Source organism: Streptomyces sp. NPDC003036, assembly GCF_040611175.1.
Taxonomy (GTDB): Bacteria; Actinomycetota; Actinomycetes; order Streptomycetales; family Streptomycetaceae; genus Streptomyces.
The window spans coordinates 1-21405 of record NZ_JBEXNO010000059.1 but is presented as its reverse complement, the minus strand read 5'-3'; the positions used below and the strand labels follow the sequence as shown (position 1 = coordinate 21405).

Here is a 21405-nt window from a genome sequence, read left to right as displayed (position 1 = left end):
TGGTGTGACGCTCTCCCTCAGCCGGGCGATGTGGCTGGGTGCCGCGCTCGGGCTGTGCGCGGTGCTGGCCATGCCGTCCTACTTCCCCGGTCTCGGCGCCGACGCGCGCCTCACCCTCGGGGTGTTCGTCCTCGCCACCGTCGCCTGGATCGCCACGCCCGTCGACGACACGTACATCGCGCTGGGGGCGGGGCTGGCGCTCACGGCGACCGGCGTGATCAGCAGCGAGACCCTCTTCGCGACGCTGGGCGACGAAACGATCTGGCTGCTGATCTGCGCGTTCGTCCTGGCGGCCGCGGTCACCCGGACGGGGCTCGCGGGGCGGGCGGCGGCCTTTCTGGTCAGCGGGGCCCGTACGGTGCGGCAGCTGGTCCACCTCACCACCGCCGCGCTGGTGGTGACGTCGTTCGCCGTCCCGGCCACGTCGGGGCGGGCCGCGCTCGCGCTGCCGGTGTTCCTGGCGCTGGCGAAGGTGCTGGCGGACCGGGGGCGGCTGGTGGTGATGCTGGCGCTGCTCTTCCCGACCGTCGTGCTGCTGTCCGCCGTCGCGACGCTGATCGGCGCGGGCGCGCATCTGATCACGGTCAACGTGCTGTGGGAGCAGTCGGGGCAGCGGCTGGGGTTCGTGGAGTGGCTGCTGCTCGGTCTGCCGCTCGCGGTCGTCTCGTCCCATCTGGCCGCCGAGGCGGTGCTGCTGACCTCCACCTCGCCGGCCGACCGGAGCGGCCCGGTGCGCATCACGCCCGCCGACATCGAGGCGCACTCCCCCGCGCCGGTGACCGGGCCGTTGAGCATCGCCGAGGCGCGCTGTGCGCTGCTGCTGGCCACGGTGGTGGTGCTGTGGTGCAGCGAGCCGCTGCACCGGGTGTCGCCCGCGGTCGTCGCGCTGATCGGCGCGGTGGTGGCGTCGTCGCCCGCGCTCGGCACCGTACGGCTCAAGGACGCGCTGCGGACGGTGCCGTGGCCGCTGCTGCTGTTCATGGCGGCGACGATGGCGATGGGTGTGGCGCTCGCGGACTCGGGGGCCGCGGGGTGGCTGGTGGCGGGGCTGCCGGTGGACGCGCCGCCGTGGCTGTTCCTCACCGTGGTCGTGGTGGTCTCCACCGCCGCGCACCTGGTGTTGCAGTCCCGCTCGGCCCGCTCCTCGGTGCTGGTTCCGCTGGTGGTGGCGGCCGCGGCGGCCGCCGGGGTCAATCCGGTCACGGCCGCGCTGGCGTCCACCGCCGCGGCCGGGTTCTGCCACACGCTGCCCGCGTCGGCCAAGCCGGTGGCCCTCTTCGCGGACGTACCGGACGGCGTGCCCACCTACGCGCCGCGTGACCTGCTGCGGCTGTCGGCCGTGCTGGCCCCGCTCATCGCGGGCGTGGTGCTGCTGTTCGCCCTGACCGTCTGGCCGCTGCTCGGCGTGCCCGTCCTCCTGGAGTCCCACCCATGAGCCACTCGTACCGCATCGCCGTCGCGCCCAGCGGCTTCAAGGAGTCCCTGTCCGCGCGGCAGGCCGCCGAGTCCATCGCCGAGGGGGTGCGGCGGGTCCTGCCGGGCGCGCGGCTGGACCTGATCCCGCTGGTCGACGGCGGCGAGGGTACGGCGGAGGCGCTGGCCGCCGCGACCGGCGGGCGCCTGGTGGAGTGCGTGGCGACCGGGCCGCTGGGCTCGCCCGTGGACAGCCACTTCGCGCTGCTCGGCGACGGCTCGGCGGTGGTGGAGATGGCCGCCGTCGCGGGCCTCGCGCTGGTGGAGCCCGGCCGCCGCGACCCCGGCGCCACGACCACGTACGGCGTCGGCGAACTGCTGCGCGCGGCCCTGGACTCCGGTGCCCGCCGCATCCTCGTCGGCTGCGGCGACTCCGGTACGTCGGACGGGGGCGCCGGGGCGCTCCAGGCGCTGGGCGTACGCCTGCTCGACGCGGACGGCCGCGAACTCCCGCGCGGCGGCGCGGCACTGGGGCAGCTCGCGGCCATCGACCCGAGCGGGCTCGACCCGCGCCTCGCGGACGCCGAGCTGCTGGTGGCGTGCAACCCGTACAACGTGCTGTGCGGCGAGCGCGGCGTGGCGCGGGTCTTCGGCCCCCAGAAGGGCGCGTCCCCCGCTCAGGTGGAGGTCCTGTCGGCGGCCCTGGAGCACTGGGCGGCGGCGCTGACGGAGGCGTTCGCCCCGGCCGCCGATCTGCGCGGGGCGCCCGGAACCGGGGCGTCCGGGGGTCTGGGCGCGGGGCTCGCGGCGCTCGGGGCCCGGCTGCTGCCCCGGTTCGAGGTGCTGCTCGACGGGCTGGACCTCGACGCGCGCCTGGCCCGCGCGGACCTGGTCATCACGGGCGAGGGCGCCCTCGACGCCCAGACCGTGCGCGGCAAGATCCCCGGCGAGGTGGCGCGCCGCGCCCGGGAGGCCGGGGTGCCGGTCCTCGCGCTGGCCGGCACGCTCGGCCCCGGCGCCCGCGACGCGGGGCTCGACGCCTACGAGTCGCTCGCGCCCGGGCCCGTCCCGCTCCAGGAGGCCCTGGAGCGGGCGGCCGAGCTGCTCGCGGACGCGGCCGAGCGGGCGCTGCGCACCGTGCTGGTGGGCACCCGGCTGATCAGCCGCGGTCGGGCACACAACGCCCGTCCTCCGTACGGTAGTTCCACTTCGCCCCGTCCCGCACGAGCTCCTTCACGGCCCGAACGAACCGGTCGACGTGCTCATCCGGCGTCCCCGCCCCGAAGCTGACCCGGATCGCGTTGAGCGACTTCTCGCCGGGCGGCGCCGCCTCGGGTGCGCCGCACTCGCCGATCTGCTGCGGGTCGCTGCCGAGCAGGGTCCGCACCAGCGGGTGGGCGCAGAACAGGCCGTCGCGCACGCCGATGCCGTACTCGGCGGAGAGCGCCGCCGCGAAGTGCGAGCTGTTCCAGCCGTCGACCACGAAGGAGATGACGCCGACGCGAGGGGCATCGTCGCCGAAGAGCGACAGCACCCGCACCTCGGGCACCTCGGCCAGGCCCTCGCGCACCTTGCCGATCAGATACCGCTCGCGCGCCACCAGGTCGTCGAAGCCGGCCTCGGTGAGCGCCTTGCAGGCGGAGGCGATGGCGTACGCGCCGATGACGTTCGGCGAGCCGGCCTCGTGGCGGGCCGCGGTGGTGTGCCACTCGACATCGACGCCGCCGTCGGCGCGCCGGGCCACCGTGCGGGACGCGCCGCCGCCCGCCAGGTACGGGTCGGCCTCCCGCAGCCAGTCGGCCCGACCGGCGAGCACGCCGGAGCCGAAGGGCGCGTACAGCTTGTGCCCGGAGAACGCGACCCAGTCGACGTCCAACTCGCGCACGGAGACCGGGTGGTGGGGCGCCAGCTGGGCGGCGTCCAGCACGATGCGCGCGCCGTGCGCGTGGGCGGCGGCGGCGAGCTCCCGCACCGGCCACAGCTCGCCGGTGACGTTGGACGCGCCGGTGACGCAGACGAGGGCCGGGCCGTAGGGGTCGCGGTCGGCGAGCGCCCGCTCCAGCGTGTCGACCGCCTCGCCCGGCGTGCGGGGCGCGTTGAGGTAGGTGACGCGCGCGTCCCTCCAGGGCAGCAGCGAGGCGTGGTGCTCGGTCTCGAAGACGAAGACCTGGCAGTCGGCGGGCAGGGCCGCGGCCAGCAGGTTCAGCGAGTCGGTCGTGGAGCGGGTGAAGACGATCTGGTCGTCCTCGCGGCAGTCGAGGAACTCCGCGACGGTGGCGCGGCTGTTCTCGAACAGGTCGGTCGACAGCTGCGAGAGGTACCCGGCGCCGCGGTGCACGCTGCCGTAGTACGGGGCGTACGCGGCGACGTCGTCCCACACCCGCTGCAGCGCGGGCGCGCTGGCGGCGTAGTCGAGCGCGGCGTAGGTGACCTCGCCGCCGGTGACGAGCGGCACGGTGACATCCCGGCCCAGAACGGGCAGCGGCGTACAAAGGGACTGGTCGGCGGCAGCGGTGAAGACAGACATGGCGAACTCCCGGACAGGGCAGGCGAATTCGACGCGTCAACGCACAGGGGTGCGGACACGGCGGAAGGAAAAAGGGGATGCCGAAGAAGGGGCGATACGCCCTATCGCATTCGCTTGCTCACGAGACTGCTCCCTCGAGGACCAGGACCCCAGGGTGTGCAGGGGTCCGCGCTTGCCGCAGACCTCGCTGCCTGCGGCCTGGTCTTCACCCGGGGCACCCCGCCACGGACGGAGGGTTGCCGGACAGCGGGCCGGGGCCGTAGTCGCTGTCACTCATGACCTTGAATGGCATCTTGCCATACGTCTCGGCATGCGCAAGGCGCAGTCCGCCATCCGGACTGCGCCCTGCGTCACACCCTGCGCGCGTGCTCGCGCGTTCAGCGGTGGCTGGCCTCCACCCACCGGTCGAGGGCCGCGCGCGCCGCGCCCGAGTCGATCGACTCGGCCGCCTTGGCCATGCCCGCCCGGATCTGCTCGGCGAGCGGCGCGTCCGTCGGCTCCAGCGCCACCAGCGCCGCCGCCGAGTTGAGCAGCACCGCGTCCCGCACGGGCCCGGTCTCCCCGGCGAGCAGCCGGCGCGCCACGTCGGCGTTGTACGAGGCGTCCGCCCCGCGTAGCGCCTCGACGGGTACGAGCTCGATGCCCACGTCCCGCGGGTCGAAGGCCTCCTCGCGCACGGCCCCGTCCCGTACCACCCACACCTTCGAGGTGGCGGTGGTGGTCAGCTCGTCCAGCCCGTCGTCGCCGCGGAAGACCAGCGCGGAGGAGCCGCGCTCGGCGAGGACCCCGGCGAGGATGGGCGCCATGCGGGCGTCCGCGACCCCGGTGGCCTGGGCCTTGACCCGGGCGGGGTTGGTGAGCGGGCCGAGGAAGTTGAAGGTGGTGCGGATGCCGAGCTCCTTGCGGGCGGCGGCCACGTGGCGCAGCGCGGGGTGGAACTTCACCGCGAAGCAGAAGGTGACGCCCGCTTCCTCGGCGACCTCGGCGACCCGCCGGGGCGTCAGCTCCAGATTGACGCCGAGCTTCTCCAGGACGTCCGAGGCGCCGGAGGCGGAGGACGCGGCGCGGTTGCCGTGCTTGACGACCTTGGCGCCCGTGCCGGCGACGACGATCGCCGACATGGTGGAGATGTTGACGGTCTTGGCGCCGTCGCCGCCGGTGCCGACGATGTCGACGGACGGGCCGGGCACCTCGATCAGATTGGCGTGCGCGTACATCGTCCGGACGAGGCCGGAGATCTCCTCGACGGTCTCGCCCTTGGCGCGCAGCGCCACCGCGAAGCCGGCGATCTGGGCGTCGGTGGCCTCGCCGCGCATGATGCGGTCCATCGCCCACGCCGTGTCGTCGGCGCTCTGGTCGCGGCCCTCGAGCAGGCCGTTCAACACCACGGGCCAGGAGCGGCCCGCCGAGCTCGGTCCTCCAGCGGGTTGCACAGCGCTCATGGTCGCTCCTGGTGTCCGTGTGTACGGGGATGACCACAGCCTATCGAGCCACGGGCACGGCACAGAGCCCCGTCCGGTGAATGGACGGGGCTCTGTGCGGTGTGGCGACCGTGAGGTCAGGCGGCGAGTGCCGGTCGATCAGTGGTGGCCGTGGCCACTGGCGATCTCCTTGTACTCCTCCACGCTGGCCTTCGGGATCTGGTTGCCGTCGCCGAAGTAGCCCTTGCTGAGCTTGGCGCGGAGCTTCTCCGTGCGGGTCGGCTTGCGCTCGACGCCGTTCTCGTCGACCACCGGGCCGATCTCGGCCGGCGTGTACTGCTCGTGCGCGGTGAGCGCGTGCAGCTGGGCCTGGCTGAGGGGCTCGTGGATCTCGACGAACTCGCCGTGCGGCAGGCGCTTGATGATGCCGGTCTCCCGGCCGTGCAGCACCTTGTCCTTGTCGCGCCGCTGCAGACCCAGGCAGATCCGCTTGGTGACGACGAAGGCGACGACCGGGGCCGCGAAGAAGGCGATCCGGACGAACCAGGTGATCGCGTTGATCGACATGTGGAAGTGGGTGGCGAAGATGTCGTTGCCACCACCGATCAGCATGACCATGTACGCGGTCACCCAGGCGACACCGAGCGCGGTCCGGGTCGGCGCGTTGCGCGGCCGGTCCAGCAGGTGGTGCTCGCGCTTGTCACCGGTGATCCACGACTCGATGAACGGGTACAGCGCGATCGCGGCGAGCATGATGCCGAAGACGACCAGCGGGACGAACACGCCCAGGACGAGCGTGTGGCCCCACAGGTTGATCTCCCAGCCCGGCATGACGCGGACGAGACCCTCGGCGAAGCCCATGTACCAGTCGGGCTGGGCGCCGGTGGACACCTGGTCCGGGCGGTACGGGCCGAGCGCCCAGATCGGGTTGATCGTGAACAGCGCGGCGATGACCGAGATGACACCGAAGACCAGGAAGAAGAAGCCTCCGGCCTTGGCCATGTACACCGGCAGCAGCGGCATGCCGACGACGTTCTTGTTCGTCCGGCCGGGGCCGGGGAACTGCGTGTGCTTGTGGTAGAAGACCAGGATCAGGTGCGCCACCACGAGGCCGAGCATGATGCCCGGCAGCAGCAGGATGTGGATCGAGTAGAACCGGGCGATGATGTCGTGGCCCGGGAACTCCCCGCCGAACAGGAACATCGAGATGTACGTGCCGACGATCGGCGTGGACAGGATCGCGCCCTGCGTGAAGCGGACACCGGTGCCGGAGAGCAGGTCGTCCGGGAGCGAGTAACCGGTGAAACCGGTGAACATGCCGAGGACGAACAGCAGGAAGCCGAACAGCCAGTTGATCTCACGCGGCTTGCGGAACGCGCCGGTGAAGAAGACGCGCATCATGTGCACGAACATGCCGGCGAGGAAGACCACCGCTGCCCAGTGGTGGATCTGCCGGATGAGCAGACCACCGCGGACGTCGAAGCTGATGTCCAGGGTCGAGGCGTACGCCTCGGTCATGCGGATGCCCTGCATCGGCACGTACGAGCCGTGGTACTCGATCTCGTTCATGCTCGGGTGGAAGAACAGCGTCAGGTACACACCCGTGAGGATGATGATGATGAAGCTGTAGAGGCAGATCTCACCCAGCATGAAGGACCAGTGGTCCGGGAAGATCTTCCGCATGTTGGCCTTGGCCAGGGAGTAGATCCCCAGACGGCCGTCGGCCCAGTCGGCCACCCGCTCGCCGGCGGGCGCCTTCCGCTGTGCGTCTGTTGCGGTCGTGGTGCTCATCCGCGCTCCCAGAATGCAGGACCGACGGGCTCCTCGAAGTCGCCGAGCGCCTCGAGGAAGCCCTCGTCATTGACGCCGATCCGCAGCTGCGGAAGGGCGTGACCGGCCGGGCCGAAGATGACGCGGGCGCCGTCGGAGAGGTCGAAGGTGGACTGGTGGCACGGGCAGAGGACGTGGTGGGTCTGCTGCTCGTACAGGGAGATCGGGCAGCCCACGTGGGTGCAGATCTTGGAGAAGGCCACGATGCCCTCGTGCGACCACTCGAGCTCGCGCTTGTCCTTGATGTCCTCCGGCTGGATCCGGACGATCATCAAGGCGTCCTTGGCGATCTTCGTGTTGAACTCGTGGTCGTGCTCCTCCAGGCCCTCGGGCTTGGCGAAGGTCAGCGAACCCACCGCGACGTCCTCGGGACGCAGCGGCTCGTTCGTGTTCATGTTGATGAGCTGCTTGCCCTTGGCCCACGACGTGTGGAACAGCTTCTTCTCGGGCATCGGGCCCAGCTCGCGCAGCAGCACCACGCCGGAGAGCGGCACCATGGCCAGCGCGCCGAGCATCGTGTTGCGGATCAGCGGGCGGCGGCCGATCGCGGACTCCCGCGCGCCGTCCGCGAAGTCGGCCAGGACCTTGGCCTTGACCTCGGGCTCGGCCTCGATCGGGTGACGGTCGTCGGCGACCTCGTGGTCGGACATCAGGGTGCGGGCCCAGTGGACCGCGCCCGCGCCGATGCAGAAGAGCGCGATGCCGAGCGTCAGGCCGAGCGACAGGTTGGTCGCGCTGACGTGGCCGAGCGGCCAGACGTACACGATCTTGTCGACCGGGAAGATCACGAACGAGGCGATGAAGCCGATCGTGGCCAGCATCGACAGCGTGAACAGCAGGGCGACCGTGCGCTCGGACCGCTTGGCGGCCCGCTCGTCGATGTCCTGGATGCGCGGCTTGTGGGGCGGCAGCCCCGGGTCGGCGAACGGGTTCTCGGCTACCGCCGTGCCGTGCGCGGTGTCCTGCTTGTGCGGCAGGCTCTCTTCGGAAATGTCTTGGCTACTCATGACTTCTTGGCCTTAGCGGTGTGGGCCGCGACCCAGACGGCAACAGCGATCAGCGAACCCAGACCGAAGATCCAGCCGAACAGGCCCTCGCTGACCGGTCCCAGACCGCCCAGCGCGAAGCCGCCGGGAGTCGGGGTCTCGTCACCGTTCACGGTCTTGATGTACGCGATGATGTCCTTCTTCTCCTTCTCCGGCATGGTCGTGTCGGGGAAGGACGGCATGTTCTGCGGGCCGGTCTGCATGGCCTCGTAGATGTGCTTCTCGCTCACGTCCTCGAGGCTGGGCGCCCACTTGCCCTTGGTGAGCGCACCACCCTCGCCGGTGAAGTTGTGGCACTGCGCACAGTTCGTGCGGAACAGGTCACCACCGCGGGCGATGTTCGCCCCGTCGGGGCTGTACTGCTTCTCGGCCGGCGTGACCGGACCGGGGCCCAGGGACGCGACGTACGCGGCGAGCTGGTCGATCTGCGCCTGCGAGTAGATCTTCTTCTTCTCCGGCACCTGGGCGCCGGGCTGCTGCGCCGGCATGCGGCCGGTGCCGACCTGGAAGTCCACGGCGGCGGAGCCGACGCCGACCAGGCTCGGCCCGTCGGAGGTGCCCTGACCGCCGGTTCCGTGGCAGCTGGCACAGCCGACGGAGTAGAGCTTCTTGCCCTCCTCGATGGCGAGTGACTGGGCGGTTTCGTCGGCCTGCGCCTTGTCCGCGGGTGCGAACGCGGCGTACAGCCCCCCAGTGGCCGCCAGCGCGAGAAGTAGGACGACGACCGCCGCCAGCGGATGGCGTCGTCGTGCGGAGAGCTTTTTCACGGATTACCCCGGTGTCAGGATCTTCTGCGTCGATGCTTGCTGGATGTGTTCGGGCGTACCTGAGGTACGGGGCCCGATTACTTGATCATGTAGATCGTGGCGAAGAGGCCGATCCAGACGACATCGACGAAGTGCCAGTAGTAGGACACGACGATGGCGGCGGTTGCCTGCTCATGGGTGAATCTCTTCGCCGCGTACGTCCGGCCGAGGACCAGCAGGAAGGCGATCAGGCCGCCCGTCACGTGCAGTCCGTGGAAGCCGGTCGTCATGTAGAACACGGAGCCGTACGGGTCGGACGAGAGCGAGAGACCCGCGTCCTTGACCAGCTCGGTGTACTCGAAGACCTGGCCGCCGATGAAGATCGCACCCATGACGAACGTGATGATGAACCACGTCCGGAGCTTCTTCACGTCGCCCCGCTCGGCGGCGAACACGCCGAGCTGACAGGTGAGGGAGGAGAGCACCAGGATCGTGGTGTTGGTCGCCGAGAACGGGAAGTTCAGGTGTCCCGCCTGCTGGGACCAGAACTCGGCACCCATCACCGAACGAAGGGTGAAGTACATCGCGAAGAGGGCCGCGAAGAACATCAGCTCGGAACTCAACCAGATGATGGTTCCGACGCTGGTGAGGTTCGGCCGATTGACCGACGGGTGCGCGTGCCCGGTTTCTACTGTCGTTGCTGTCGCCACGACCGACATTATGTCGGTCGCTTATCCCGCCCTCACTCCGGGGGGTGCCGTTCGGTGTGTTGATGCGCTCCGTCCAGCCCGAACGGCCCATGCGAACCGGTGTGGACGCGGTGTGGGGAGGAGTAGCATCCGGCCCATCGGTACCTGCCTACCTGCCCTTGCCGCCGACGTACTCGGAGGAACAATGCAGTCGAGCGCCACCGTCCTGGTCTACAGCGACGACGCCAACACCCGCGCGCAGGTGCGGCTGGCGACCGGGCGCAGGCCCGCGGCCGACGTTCCGCCGGTCGAGTACGTCGAGTGCGCGACGCTTCCGGCCGTGCTGGAGCGGCTGGACCAGGGCGGGATCGACGTCTGCGTCCTGGACGGCGAGGCGGCTCCCGCCGGGGGCATGGGGGTGTGCCGCCAGATCAAGGACGAGGTCTTCCGCTGCCCGCCGGTGCTGCTGCTCATCGGCCGCCCGCAGGACGCCTGGCTGGCCACCTGGAGCCGCGCCGACGCGGCGGTGACGCTGCCGGTGGACCCGGTGGAGCTGGCCGACTCCCTGGCCGCGCTGCTGCGCAGCAGGCTGTCCGTGGAGGCGTGAGAGGCCGCGCTCGGAGCGCTGTGGGCGAGTGAGCCGAAGGGGCGCGGCGGTGTCGAAAGGGAGAACGCGCGGAGGGTCGTGAGGAACGAGCGACCCGAGCACGATCGACCGTCGGCACCGTCTTAGGCGCCCCGGAGGTGAACCGAGCCCTCAAAAATGGGGCCGGACGCGTGCCGCGTCGGCGGGGTTGACGCCCGGGCGGGCGGCGTCCACGAGGGCGCTGCCCGTGCGCCACTTGTCCCAGGGGATGTTCCAGTCGCCGAAGCCGTTGCCGAAGGGGTCCATCGGGCTTCCGCCGCTGTTGACGACGGCGACGATGTCCCCCGGACGGACGGTTTTGAAGAACCAGGCGGCATTGCTGGTGGACATGCCCGTGCAGCCGTGGCTGACGTTGGCGAAGCCGTGCGACCCGGCGGACCAGGGCGCCGCGTGGACGTACTCCCCGCTCCAGGTCACCCGGGTGGCCCAGTAGACGGGCAGGTCGTAGGACTCGCTGCTGCCCGCGGCGATGCCGACGGTGGTGGACCGCATCCGGACGAACTGCTCCTTGCCGAGCACCACTTTGATGCCGTTGCGGGTGGCGAAGCCCGGTTTGCCGGTGGTCACCGGAATGGTGTTGATCACTTGCCCGTTGCGCTTGACCGTCATCTGGTGGGACGCAGCGTCGGTGATGGCCTCGACGCGGTCACCGATGGTCAGGCTCAGGGGCTTGACGGGCCCGCCGTACAGGTCGCCGTCTATCCGTACGCCGGTGAGCTTGCCGGTGGCGGTGACGGACGCGCCCGCGGGCCAGAAGTCCTTGGGGCGGAAGTGCAGTTTCTTGTCGTCCACCCAGTACCAGGAGCCCTCGACGGCCGGGGTGGAGCGGACCTTCAGGGAGCGTTCGACGGCGGCGCGGCCCGCCCGGGACCGTACGGGGACGTTCAGCTCCGCCGTGATGGGCTGTCCGACGCCGTACGTGCCCGCCTGCGGGCCGAATCGCACGTTCAGGACCTTCTTGGCGGGGGCCGTCTCGAATGTCAGCGTACGGGCGCCAGGAGCGCCGTCGCGGTCCTCCGTGGCGACCTTGACGGTGTAGCGGGCGCCGGCCGTCAGCGACCCCGTGGAGCGCCAGCGGCTGCCGTCCGCGGAGAGCTCGCCCGCCAGGTAGTGGCCGGCCTCGTCGCGGGCCGTGACGTCCGTGATGCGGCCGTCCTCCGCCTTGGCGGTGACTTCGAGCGGCTTGTCCAGCGGAGCCTTGCGGTTGCCGGAGGGGCCGTTGAAGGTGATCTGCTGAGCCGCGTCGTACGGCTCCGCGGCGAGGGGGTGGCCCTCGGGGCCACCGCACGCGGTCGCGCTCGCTCCGGTGACGGCGACCAGCAGAGTGCAGCTTATGGCGGTGCGCAAGCGGCTCGTGTGGCTCATGAGCACACCGTAGGAAGAGCTGTCGACCGCGGCACGCGGGATGCAACCAAAAGAGGGACCCGGTGACCTCCCTGTGGAGGTCACCGGGTCCCCGGTGAAGCGCTGGAGCGAACCGCGAAGCCGTGGAGCTACTGGTTCTGGTTCTCGCCCCGGTAGTACTCGAACACCCAGCCCCAGATGCCGATCAGGATCAGCGGCAGGGAGAAGTACAGCAGCCACCAGCCGAGGGCGACGCCCAGGAAGGCGAGGGCGCCACCGATGGCCAGGGAGAGCGGCTGCCAGCTGTGCGGCGAGAAGAAGCCGACCTCACCGGCCTCGTCCGCGACGTCGGCCTCCTTGTCGTCCTGCGCCATGGCGTCCACGCGCCGGGCCGTGAAGGCCAGGTAGTAGCCGATCATGACCGCCAGGCCGAAGGCCAGGAACAGCGCCGTCGTACCGGCCGGCTCCTTCGACCACAGGCCGTACACGATGGCCATGGCGAGGATGAAGACGCTCAGCCAGATGAAAATCTTGCCCTGGATCTTCACTTGCCGACCTCCTTGCCACCGAACAGCGCGGTGTCCTTCTGCCCGTGGTTCTCGAGCTGGCCGAGCGCCGCGATCTCAGGGTGATGCAGGTCGAAGGCCGGGGATTCGGAACGGATGCGCGGCAGCGTGAGGAAGTTGTGCCGCGGCGGCGGGCAGGAGGTCGCCCACTCCAGGGAGCGGCCGTAGCCCCACGGGTCGTCGACGCCGACCGGCTTGCCGTACTTGGCCGTCTTCCAGACGTTGTAGAAGAACGGCAGGATCGACAGGCCGAGCAGGAAGGACGCGATCGTGGAGATCGTGTTCAGCGCGGTGAAGCCGTCGGCGGCGAGGTAGTCCGCGTAACGGCGCGGCATGCCCTCGGCACCCAGCCAGTGCTGCACCAGGAACGTGCCGTGGAAGCCGATGAACAGCGTCCAGAAGGTGATCTTGCCGAGCCGCTCGTCCAGCATCTTGCCCGTGAACTTCGGCCACCAGAAGTGGAAGCCGGCGAACATCGCGAAGACCACGGTGCCGAAGACGACGTAGTGGAAGTGCGCGACGACGAAGTACGAGTCCGAGACGTGGAAGTCCATCGGCGGCGAGGCCAGGATGACACCGGTCAGACCACCGAAGGTGAAGGTGATCAGGAAGCCGATCGTCCACAGCATCGGCGTCTCGAAGGAGAGCGAGCCCTTCCACATGGTGCCGATCCAGTTGAAGAACTTCACACCGGTCGGGACCGCGATCAGGAAGGTCATGAAGGAGAAGAACGGCAGCAGCACACCGCCGGTGACGTACATGTGGTGCGCCCACACCGTCACGGACAGACCGGCGATCGCGATGGTCGCCGCGATCAGACCGATGTAACCGAACATCGGCTTGCGGCTGAAGACCGGGATGATCTCCGAGACGATGCCGAAGAACGGCAGGGCGATGATGTACACCTCTGGGTGACCGAAGAACCAGAAGAGGTGCTGCCACAGCAGCGCGCCGCCGTTGGTCGGGTCGAAGATGTGCGCACCGAACTTGCGGTCCGCCTCCAGCGCGAAGAGCGCGGCGGCGAGCACCGGGAAGGCGAGCAGGACCAGCACACCGGTCAGCAGCACGTTCCAGGTGAAGATCGGCATGCGGAACATCGTCATGCCCGGGGCGCGCATGCAGATGATCGTGGTGATGAAGTTGACCGAGCCGAGGATCGTGCCGAAGCCGGAGAAGGCCAGACCCATGATCCACATGTCGGCGCCGACGCCCGGCGAGCGGACCGCGTCCGACAGCGGGGTGTAGGCGAACCAGCCGAAGTCGGCGGCACCCTGCGGGGTGAGGAAGCCGGCCACCGCGATGAGCGAGCCGAACAGGTACAGCCAGTAGGCGAACATGTTCAGCCGCGGGAACGCCACGTCGGGCGCGCCGATCTGCAGCGGCATGATCCAGTTGGCGAATCCGGCGAACAGCGGCGTCGCGAACATCAGCAGCATGATCGTGCCGTGCATCGTGAACGCCTGGTTGAACTGCTCGTTCGACATGATCTGCGTACCCGGACGGGCCAGCTCGGCGCGCATGAAGAGCGCCAGCAGACCGCCGATGCAGAAGAAGAAGAACGACGTGACCAGGTAGAGCGTGCCGATCGTCTTGTGGTCCGTGGTGGTCAGCCACTTGACGACGACATTGCCGGGCCGCCTGCGCCGCACGGGGTGCTCGTTCTCATACGGCTCGTTCACCGAGCCGTCGGCTGCCGTGGCGGCACCCTGAGGTTCGTTGAGGATGCTCACAGTTGGTTGGTCTCCGAGTTCCTGGCCGGGTCCGTCTGCTCAATGCCCGACGGGATGAAGCCGGTCTGCCCCTTCTCGGCCAGCTCCTTCAGGTGCTGCTGGTAGCGCTCCGGGGAGACCACCTTGACGTTGAACAGCATCCGGGAGTGGTCGACGCCGCAGAGCTCGGCGCACTTGCCCCTGAAGGTGCCCTCCTGGGTGGCGGTCACCTCGAAGACATTGGTGTGGCCCGGGATGACGTCCTGCTTGAACAGGAAGGGGAGCACCCAGAAGGAGTGGATCACGTCGCGAGAGGTCAGGATGAACCGGACCTTCTCGCCCTTCGGCAGCCACAGCGTCGGACCCGGGTTCCCGTTCTGCGGGTTCCGGGTACCGGGGATGCCGTAGTCGTAGACGCCCTCGGCACCCGCCGGGAACTGGTTCTGGTACCGATCCGGAATGGCACCGAGTTCCTTGGAGGACTTGGCGTCCGTGTCGGCCTTGCCGTCGACGTTCTCGACGTAGTTGAAGCCCCAGCTCCACTGGTAGCCCACCACGTTGATGGTGTGCGTCGGGTTCTTGGAGTGCTCAAGGAGCTTCGACTCATCGCGCGCGGTGAAGTAGAAGAGCACCGAGACGATGATGAGCGGGGTCACCGTGTACAGCGCCTCGATGGGCATGTTGTACCGGGTCTGCGGAGGAACCTCGACCTTGGTGCGGCTGCGCCGGTGGAAGATGACGCTCCACAGGATCAGGCCCCAGACCAGCACGCCCGTGGCGAGCGCAGCCGCCCACGAGCCCTGCCAGAGGGAGAGGATCCGCGGAGCCTCCTCCGTCACCGGGGTGGGCATACCAAGGCGGGGGAAGTCCTCCCAGTTGTACGAGCAACCGGAGGCGGTAGCCAGGATCAGGCCCGCAGTCAGCACCTGCGGCAGCTTCCGCCGCATCGGGCGCCGCGACGAGCGGTCGGAGCCGTTGGGACTCACGTAGCGCCTTCCCGAGAGTCTCGCCCGCGCGGTCGGCTGCGGCCGTCTCGCTGGTCGGTCGCCGGCCCTGACGCGGGCAGGGGTTTGGATGTTTATGCGGACCAAACCCTACTGGACGCTATTTGGGGTCGCGCGGGGAGGGTGCCCAACACACCGCCGGGCCCCTCTTTTGAGGGCGCGCTTGGCCTCCGGGGCTCCCCGGAGGGTGCCGGAGTTAGCGTGGGGGCGTGGCCTACTTCGATTCCGCTTCGTCCGCTCCCCTCCACCCCGTTGCCCGGCAGGCCCTGCTCGCGGCGCTCGACGAGGGGTGGGCCGATCCTTCGCGGCTGTACCGGGAGGGGCGGCGGGCGCGGATGCTGCTGGACGCGGCGCGGGAGGCCGCGGCGGAGGCCGTGGGGTGCCGGCCCGACGAGCTCGTCTTCACCCCTTCGGGGACACGCGCGGTGCACTCCGGAGTTGCCGGGGCGCTCGCCGGGCGCCGGCGGGTCGGGCGGCACCTGGTCGTGTCGGCGGTCGAGCACTCCTCGGTGCTCCATTCGGCGGCGGCCCACGAGGCGGACGGCGGCACGGTGACGGAGGTGCCGGTGGGCCGGGGCGGGCGGGTCGACCCGGCCGCGTACGCCGCCGCCCTGCGCGCCGACACCGCCCTCGCGTGCCTCCAGTCGGCCAACCACGAGGTGGGCACCGAACAGCCCGTGGCCGAGGTGGCCGAGGCGTGCCGGGCAGCCGGGGTGCCGCTGCTGGTGGACGCGGCCCAGTCGCTGGGCTGGGGTCCGGTCGCCGGTGACTGGTCGCTGCTGACGGCGAGTGCCCACAAGTGGGGCGGCCCGGCGGGGGTGGGGCTGCTCGTGGTCCGCAAGGGCGTGCGGTTCGCCGCCCAAGGACCGGCGGACGAGCGCGAGTCGGGGCGGGCCGCCGGGTTCGAGAACCTCCCGGCGATCGTCGCCGCGGCGGCGTCGCTGCGGGCCGTACGGGCCGAGGCGGACGCGGAGGCGGCGCGGCTGCGGGGGCTGGTGGAGCGGATCCGGGCCCGGGTGGCGGAGTCGGTGCCGGACGTGGAGGTGGTCGGCGACCCGGTGCGGCGGCTGCCGCACCTCGTCACCTTCTCGTGTCTCTATGTCGACGGGGAGACCCTGCTGCACGAGCTGGACCGCGCGGGCTTCTCGGTGTCGTCCGGATCGTCGTGTACGAGCTCGACGCTGACGCCCAGCCATGTGCTGCGCGCGATGGGCGTGCTGTCGGAGGGCAACGTACGGATCTCGCTGCCCTTCGGCGCGCAGGAGGCGGACGTCGAGCGGTTCCTGGAGGTGCTGCCGGGAGCGGTGGCGGGGGTGCGGGAGCGCTTCGGCGCCCCGGCGTCCTCCCCCGCGCCGGCGGCCGGGGCCGGGGACCTCGTCGTCGACGCGCTCGGCAAGCGGTGCCCGATCCCGGTGATCGAGCTGGCGAAGGTGATCGGCGACGTACCGGTCGGCGCCACCGTGACGGTCCTCAGCGACGACGAGGCCGCCCGCCTGGACATCCCGGCGTGGTGCGAGATGCGGGGCCAGGAGTACGTGGGCGAGCGGCCGGCGGAACGCGGCAGCGCGTACGAGGTGCGCCGCACGGCCTGACGGCCGGGCGGCCGGGCCTCAGGCGAGGTGCTTGTGGACCTCCGCCGCCGCGTCGTCGCCGTACGCCTTGGTGAAGCGCTCCATGAAGTGGGCCCGGCGCAGCGTGTACTCCTGGGTGCCGAGCGTCTCGATCACCAGGGTGGCCAGCATGCAGCCGACCTGGGCGGCGCGCTCCAGGCTGACGCCCCAGGACAGGCCAGACAGGAAGCCGGCCCGGAAGGCGTCGCCGACGCCCGTCGGGTCGACCTTGGCCTCCTCCTCCGGGCAGCCGACCTCGATGGCCGGCTCGCCGGCCCGCTCGATGCGGACGCCGCGGGAGCCGAGCGTGGTGACGCGGTGGCCGACGCGGTCGAGGATCCCCTCGGCCGTCCAGCCGGTCTTGGACTCGATGAGCCCCTTCTCGTACTCGTTGGAGAAGAGGTACGTCGCCCCGTCCAGCAGGATCCGGATCTCGTCGCCGTCCATGCGGGCGATCTGCTGCGAGAAGTCCGCCGCGAACGGGATGCCGCGCGAGCGGCACTCCTCGGTGTGGCGCAGCATCGCCTCGGGGTCGTCCGCGCCGATCAGGACGAGGTCGAGGCCGCCGACGCGGTCCGCCACCGCCTGGAGCTCGATCTGGCGGGCCTCGCTCATGGCGCCGGTGTAGAAGGAGCCGATCTGGTTGTGGTCGGCGTCGGTGGTGCAGACGAAGCGCGCGGTGTGCAGGACCTCGGAGATCCGTACGGAGCCGGTGTCGACGCCGTGCCGGTCGAGCCAGGCGCGGTACTCGTCGAAGTCGTAGCCGGCAGCGCCGACCAGGATCGGCTGGGCGCCCAGCTGCCCCATGCCGAAACAGATGTTGGCGCCGACGCCTCCCCTGCGGATGTCGAGGTTGTCGACCAGGAAGGAAAGGGAGACCGTGTGCAGCTGATCGGCGACCAACTGGTCGGCGAATCGGCCGGGGAAGGTCATCAGGTGGTCGGTGGCGATGGAGCCGGTGACTGCGATACGCACGGCTGGGCGCTCCTGAGGAAGGTGGAGTTGACGGTTAACGCTACCCGGTCACGGCGCTGCCGACATGCGGAAACTACCCGATAGTAGGTCTTTTTCGGTCGGGTGCGGCTGCGTACGGTGCCGATATGACCGACTACATCACTCCATTCGACCGGGGGGAGTCCGACATGGGCCTGGAGTTCGGCCTCGCCGAGCTGCGCGGCGACAGCGCGCGCATGGCGCCGCACTGGGTGGTGCCGGCGGAGGACGCTCCCTCGCCCGGCCCGGTGTCGCCGTCGCTGATCCACGGGGTGGTGGTGCCGCCCGCGTCCGCCCGGCTGATGGAGGCGGCGGCGGAGTACGGCGCCTGATCCCCGGGCGTCGGGTCCGGCCGGCCGTCTCGTGGAACCGGGCGCTCCTCCGTTCCGTCCCATGGGTGTCTTCCGTAAAGGGAGTACGACGGACGAAGGAGCGTTGCGGTGAGCAGTACGGAACCCGAGCCCACGCAGGACACCCCGCGCCGCGGGCGTTCGCCGCTGGTCGTCGCCTCGGTGGCGGCGGCGGTGCTGCTCGCCGGGGGCGGTGGGGCGTACTTCGCCACGAGCGCGTCGGACGGCGGGCGTGCCGCGCCGGGGGCCGGCCGGACGGCGCCGCCGCCGCTGGCGCTGGACGGGCACACCGAGGGGTCGGGGCCGGGGATCGCGCCCGGCGAGCCGGACCCGAACGGCGTGGTCTACCGGGCCGGCGGGCCGCTGCCGGACGGGCCGGACACGGCCCGCGTCCACCGGGCCCGGGGCACGGTCGGCGCGGACGAGGTGGCGCGGCTGGCCGGCGCCCTGGGCGTGTCGGGGGCGCCGCGCCCCGACGGTACGGCGTGGAAGGTCGGCCCCGACAAGGACGGCTCGGGGGCGGTGCTCCAGGTGGAGAAGGAGGCGCCGGGGACCTGGTCCTTCGGCGCGGCGCCGGCGGGTGACGACTGCCGCAAGGGCCCGAGCTGCCCGTCGGGCGGGCAGACGGCCTGGGGCGGGGACCCGGTGGGCGAGGACGCCGCCAAGAAGGCCGCAGCTCCGGTGCTCAAGGCGCTGGGGCAGGACGACGCCAAGCTGGACGCCGGCCAGCTGATGGGTGCGGTACGGGTCGTCAACGCCGATCCGGTCGTCGGGGGGCTGCCGACGTACGGCTGGACCACCGGTATCCAGGTCGGTCCGGACGGGCAGGTCGTGGGCGGCAGCGGGCGGCTGAAGGAGCCGGTCGAGGGGGACGAGTACCCGGTGATCGGCGCGGAGGAGGCACTGAAGCTGCTGAACTCCGGCTCCTCGGATGAGGGGGGCGTCGGCATCGGCGGGTGCGCGACGCCCGCGCCGCTGGAGGGCGAGCCGAAGGCGGCCCCCGAGGTCGGCTGCGCGCCGGAGCAAAAGCCCGCCAAGGAGACCGTGACGATCGGCAAGGCCGTCTTCGGGCTGGCCGCGCACACCGTGGAGGGGCGGCCGGCGCTGGTGCCGTCGTGGCTGTTCGAGGTGGAGCCGAAGGGCGACGCGCGGCCCTTCACGATCACCTACCCGGCGGTGGCTCCCCAGCACCTGGCGCCCGCGCCGAAGCCCTCCCCGACGCAGCCCGCGGTCCCCGAGCAGTCCGCTCGGCAGGTCGAGTCGTACCGGACGGACGGCAGCGGGCGGACCCTGACCGTCACCTTCTGGGGCGGCGTGTGCAGCACCTACACGGCCAAGGCCGAGGAGAGCGACGCGCTGGTGAAGGTGACGGTGGTCGAGTCGCCGGCGCGGCCTGAGCGGTACTGCATCGCCATGGCGCAGGAGCAGACCGTCACCGTGTCGCTGGACCGGCCGCTGGGCGAGCGGCGGGTCGTGGACGCGGCGTCGGGCGAGGCGGTGCCGCGGAAGTAACCCGGACACGACGAAGGCGGCACCCCCGAGGGGGTGCCGCCTTCGTCGTACGGGCTTCGTACGGGCTTAGCTGAACGAGTCGCCGCAGGCGCAGGAGCCCGTGGCGTTCGGGTTGTCGATGGTGAAGCCCTGCTTCTCGATGGTGTCGACGAAGTCGATCGACGCACCGCCCAGGTACGGAGCGCTCATGCGGTCGGTGACGACCTTGACGCCGTCGAAGTCCTTGACGACGTCACCGTCGAGCGAGCGCTCGTCGAAGAAGAGCTGGTAGCGCAGGCCGGAGCAGCCGCCGGGCTGAACGGCGACGCGCAGCGCCAGGTCGTCGCGGCCTTCCTGGTCCAGCAGGGCCTTGACCTTGGCCGCCGCGGCGTCCGTCAGGAGGATGCCGTCGCTGACAGTGGTCTTCTCGTCCGATACGGACATCTGCTTCTCTCCCGGTGTGTACGGAGACTGCTTGCCGACGGTTGCAACCGGCGGGGCCGCGGATTCATTCCGGGCCGAGTGCGTGTTTCCCCTTCATGCTCGCACACGCGCGCGCACGCACGTCGGGCAAGCGCCGACGCGCGGACGGGGCATGTGTCACATCGACACTATGGACATCGTCAAAGTGACGTGAACCGGTTATGATAGATAGCGTCATTTAGACGAAAAGGCTCCTTCGCCGGGCTTACCGAAGAGAAGAAAGGGTGCGTGACGTGACCACCGCCCAGCCCCTGGATGTCCAGCCGACGCCGCTCGCCCTGCTGCTGCTCGGCCGCGAGGCCGACCCCAAGAGCGAGCGGGGCGTCGAGTGCCCCGGCGACCTGCCATCGCCGTCCGACCCGGACCTCGTGGAGCGCGCCCGCGCGGCCAAGGAGAAGCTGGGGAAGAAGGTCTTCGTGCTGGGGCACCACTACCAGCGCGACGAGGTCATCCAGTTCGCCGACGTCACCGGGGACTCGTTCAAGCTCGCCCGGGACGCGGCGGCGCGGCCGGAGGCCGAATACATCGTCTTCTGCGGTGTGCACTTCATGGCCGAGTCGGCGGACATCCTGACGACCGACGACCAGAAGGTCGTGCTCCCCGACCTGGCCGCCGGCTGCTCGATGGCCGACATGGCGACGGCCGAGCAGGTCGCGGAGTGCTGGGACGTGCTGACGGAGGCGGGCATCGCCGAGCAGGTCGTGCCGGTCTCGTACATGAACTCCTCCGCCGACATCAAGGCCTTCACCGGCAAGCACGGCGGCACGATCTGCACCTCCTCGAACGCCAAGCGGGCCCTGGACTGGGCCTTCGAGCAGGGCGAGAAGGTGCTCTTCCTGCCCGACCAGCACCTGGGCCGCAACACCGCCGTGCGGGACATGGGCATGTCGCTGGACGACTGCGTCGTCTACAACCCGCACAAGCCCGGTGGCGGGCTGACCGCGGAGCAGCTGCGCGACGCCAAGATGATCCTGTGGCGCGGGCACTGCTCGGTGCACGGGCGCTTCTCGCTGGACTCCGTGAACGACGTGCGCGAGCGGATCCCCGGCGTCAACGTGCTGGTGCACCCGGAGTGCAAGCACGAGGTCGTGGCCGCGGCGGACTACGTCGGGTCGACCGAGTACATCATCAAGACGCTGGAGGCGGCGCCGGCCGGGTCCAAGTGGGCCATCGGTACGGAGCTGAACTTGGTGCGGCGCCTGGCGAACCGGTTCGCCGACGAGGGCAAGGAGATCGTCTTCCTCGACAAGACGGTCTGCTTCTGCTCGACCATGAACCGCATCGACCTGCCGCACCTGGTGTGGACACTGGAGTCGCTCGCCGAGGGCAAGCTGGTCAACCAGATCCAGGTGGACCGCGAGACCGAGAGCTTCGCCAAGCTGGCGCTGGAGCGGATGCTGGCGCTGCCGTAGCGCTTCCCCGTACGCGTGTGAGGGGCGCCCCTCGCTCGGCATGACGTTCAGCCAGACCCTCCGCATGATCGTGCTGCCGCAGGCCACCCGGACCGTGCTGCCGCCGCTGAGCTCCATCTTCATCG

18 protein-coding genes, 2 pseudogenes and 1 riboswitch are annotated in these 21405 nt (G+C 70.6%); of the genes and pseudogenes, 8 read left to right on the top strand and 12 right to left on the bottom strand.

The window, feature by feature from the left end:
* The first annotated feature begins 4 nt into the window (after positions 1 to 4).
* Positions 5 to 1435, top strand: a complete 1431-nt coding sequence (locus ABZX67_RS30830; RefSeq protein WP_355367208.1) for an SLC13 family permease — start codon at positions 5 to 7, stop codon at positions 1433 to 1435.
* Positions 1432 to 2571 (top strand): annotated as a pseudogene (locus ABZX67_RS30825) (glycerate kinase); the annotation flags it as partial. The gene ABZX67_RS30830 and the pseudogene ABZX67_RS30825, both read left to right, overlap by 4 nt.
* Before the next feature lies 1 nt (position 2572).
* On the opposite strand, the gene ABZX67_RS30820 reads toward ABZX67_RS30825, so the two are convergent.
* From ABZX67_RS30820 to ABZX67_RS30795, 6 genes are all read right to left on the bottom strand, one after another.
* Positions 2573 to 3940 carry an aminotransferase class V-fold PLP-dependent enzyme gene (locus ABZX67_RS30820; protein ID WP_355367205.1) on the bottom strand — a complete coding sequence of 456 codons (1368 nt, stop codon included), beginning with the start codon at positions 3938 to 3940 and terminating at the stop codon, positions 2573 to 2575.
* Positions 3941 to 4103: 163 nt separating this feature from the next.
* A riboswitch (SAM riboswitch) is annotated at positions 4104 to 4221 on the bottom strand.
* Positions 4222 to 4317: 96 nt separating this feature from the next.
* The gene (gene trpD / locus ABZX67_RS30815; RefSeq protein WP_355367202.1) at positions 4318 to 5382 is read right to left on the bottom strand and encodes an anthranilate phosphoribosyltransferase; all 1065 of its coding nucleotides are present in this window, start codon (positions 5380 to 5382) and stop codon (positions 4318 to 4320) included.
* 138 nt (positions 5383 to 5520) lie between these two features.
* A complete protein-coding gene (locus tag ABZX67_RS30810) occupies positions 5521 to 7152 on the bottom strand; it encodes a cytochrome bc complex cytochrome b subunit (protein ID WP_355367199.1) in 1632 nt (543 codons plus the stop codon).
* Entirely contained in the window at positions 7149 to 8198 is a 1050-nt protein-coding gene (locus ABZX67_RS30805) for a Rieske 2Fe-2S domain-containing protein (protein WP_355367196.1), read from the bottom strand. The genes ABZX67_RS30810 and ABZX67_RS30805 overlap by 4 nt, the downstream gene beginning before the upstream one ends.
* Entirely contained in the window at positions 8195 to 9004 is an 810-nt protein-coding gene (locus tag ABZX67_RS30800; RefSeq protein ID WP_355367193.1) for a c-type cytochrome, read from the bottom strand. The genes ABZX67_RS30805 and ABZX67_RS30800 overlap by 4 nt, the downstream gene beginning before the upstream one ends.
* A gap of 77 nt (positions 9005 to 9081) precedes the next feature.
* Complete coding sequence (locus tag ABZX67_RS30795) at positions 9082 to 9702, bottom strand: heme-copper oxidase subunit III (protein ID WP_355367190.1); 621 nt, start codon at positions 9700 to 9702, stop codon at positions 9082 to 9084.
* Between the two features lie 175 nt (positions 9703 to 9877).
* Here ABZX67_RS30795 and ABZX67_RS30790 point away from each other — a divergent pair, with 175 nt between their 5' ends.
* The gene (locus ABZX67_RS30790) at positions 9878 to 10279 is read left to right on the top strand and encodes a hypothetical protein (protein WP_355367187.1); all 402 of its coding nucleotides are present in this window, start codon (positions 9878 to 9880) and stop codon (positions 10277 to 10279) included.
* A gap of 150 nt (positions 10280 to 10429) precedes the next feature.
* Here the strand turns inward: ABZX67_RS30790 and ABZX67_RS30785 are convergent, their stop codons facing one another.
* The 4 genes from ABZX67_RS30785 to coxB all read right to left on the bottom strand — a co-directional run bounded on the left by ABZX67_RS30785 (position 10430) and on the right by coxB (position 14923).
* Positions 10430 to 11683 carry an Ig-like domain-containing protein gene (locus ABZX67_RS30785; protein WP_355367184.1) on the bottom strand — a complete coding sequence of 418 codons (1254 nt, stop codon included), beginning with the start codon at positions 11681 to 11683 and terminating at the stop codon, positions 10430 to 10432.
* Positions 11684 to 11811: 128 nt separating this feature from the next.
* Positions 11812 to 12210, bottom strand: coding sequence for a cytochrome c oxidase subunit 4 (locus tag ABZX67_RS30780; protein ID WP_355367181.1), 399 nt, complete (start codon positions 12208 to 12210; stop codon positions 11812 to 11814).
* Complete coding sequence (gene ctaD, locus ABZX67_RS30775; protein ID WP_355367178.1) at positions 12207 to 13958, bottom strand: cytochrome c oxidase subunit I; 1752 nt, start codon at positions 13956 to 13958, stop codon at positions 12207 to 12209. Before ctaD ends, ABZX67_RS30780 begins: the two co-directional genes overlap by 4 nt.
* On the bottom strand, positions 13955 to 14923 hold the full coding sequence (gene coxB / locus ABZX67_RS30770; RefSeq protein WP_355367175.1) for a cytochrome c oxidase subunit II: 969 nt from the start codon (positions 14921 to 14923) through the stop codon (positions 13955 to 13957). The genes ctaD and coxB overlap by 4 nt, the downstream gene beginning before the upstream one ends.
* Positions 14924 to 15150: 227 nt before the next feature.
* Here coxB and ABZX67_RS30765 point away from each other — a divergent pair, with 227 nt between their 5' ends.
* Positions 15151 to 16533 (top strand): aminotransferase class V-fold PLP-dependent enzyme, encoded by a 1383-nt coding sequence (locus ABZX67_RS30765; RefSeq protein ID WP_355367172.1) that lies wholly within the window; start codon positions 15151 to 15153, stop codon positions 16531 to 16533.
* An 18-nt stretch (positions 16534 to 16551) separates the two neighbouring features.
* Here ABZX67_RS30765 and ABZX67_RS30760 read toward each other — a convergent pair whose 3' ends face one another.
* Entirely contained in the window at positions 16552 to 17526 is a 975-nt protein-coding gene (locus tag ABZX67_RS30760) for a carbohydrate kinase family protein (RefSeq protein ID WP_355367169.1), read from the bottom strand.
* Between the two features lie 125 nt (positions 17527 to 17651).
* On the opposite strand from ABZX67_RS30760, the gene ABZX67_RS30755 reads away from it, so the two are divergent.
* Positions 17652 to 17876 (top strand): hypothetical protein, encoded by a 225-nt coding sequence (locus tag ABZX67_RS30755; protein ID WP_355367166.1) that lies wholly within the window; start codon positions 17652 to 17654, stop codon positions 17874 to 17876.
* Between the two features lie 108 nt (positions 17877 to 17984).
* Positions 17985 to 19406, top strand: a complete 1422-nt coding sequence (locus tag ABZX67_RS30750; RefSeq protein WP_355367163.1) for a hypothetical protein — start codon at positions 17985 to 17987, stop codon at positions 19404 to 19406.
* 66 nt (positions 19407 to 19472) lie between these two features.
* Here the strand turns inward: ABZX67_RS30750 and erpA are convergent, their stop codons facing one another.
* Positions 19473 to 19829: an iron-sulfur cluster insertion protein ErpA gene (gene erpA / locus ABZX67_RS30745; protein WP_355367160.1), complete on the bottom strand. Its 357-nt coding sequence runs from the start codon at positions 19827 to 19829 to the stop codon at positions 19473 to 19475.
* Positions 19830 to 20092: 263 nt separating this feature from the next.
* On the opposite strand from erpA, the gene nadA reads away from it, so the two are divergent.
* Positions 20093 to 21280 carry a quinolinate synthase NadA gene (gene nadA, locus ABZX67_RS30740; protein ID WP_355367157.1) on the top strand — a complete coding sequence of 396 codons (1188 nt, stop codon included), beginning with the start codon at positions 20093 to 20095 and terminating at the stop codon, positions 21278 to 21280.
* A gap of 31 nt (positions 21281 to 21311) precedes the next feature.
* Positions 21312 to 21405, top strand: a pseudogene (locus ABZX67_RS30735) (amino acid ABC transporter permease); the annotation flags it as partial.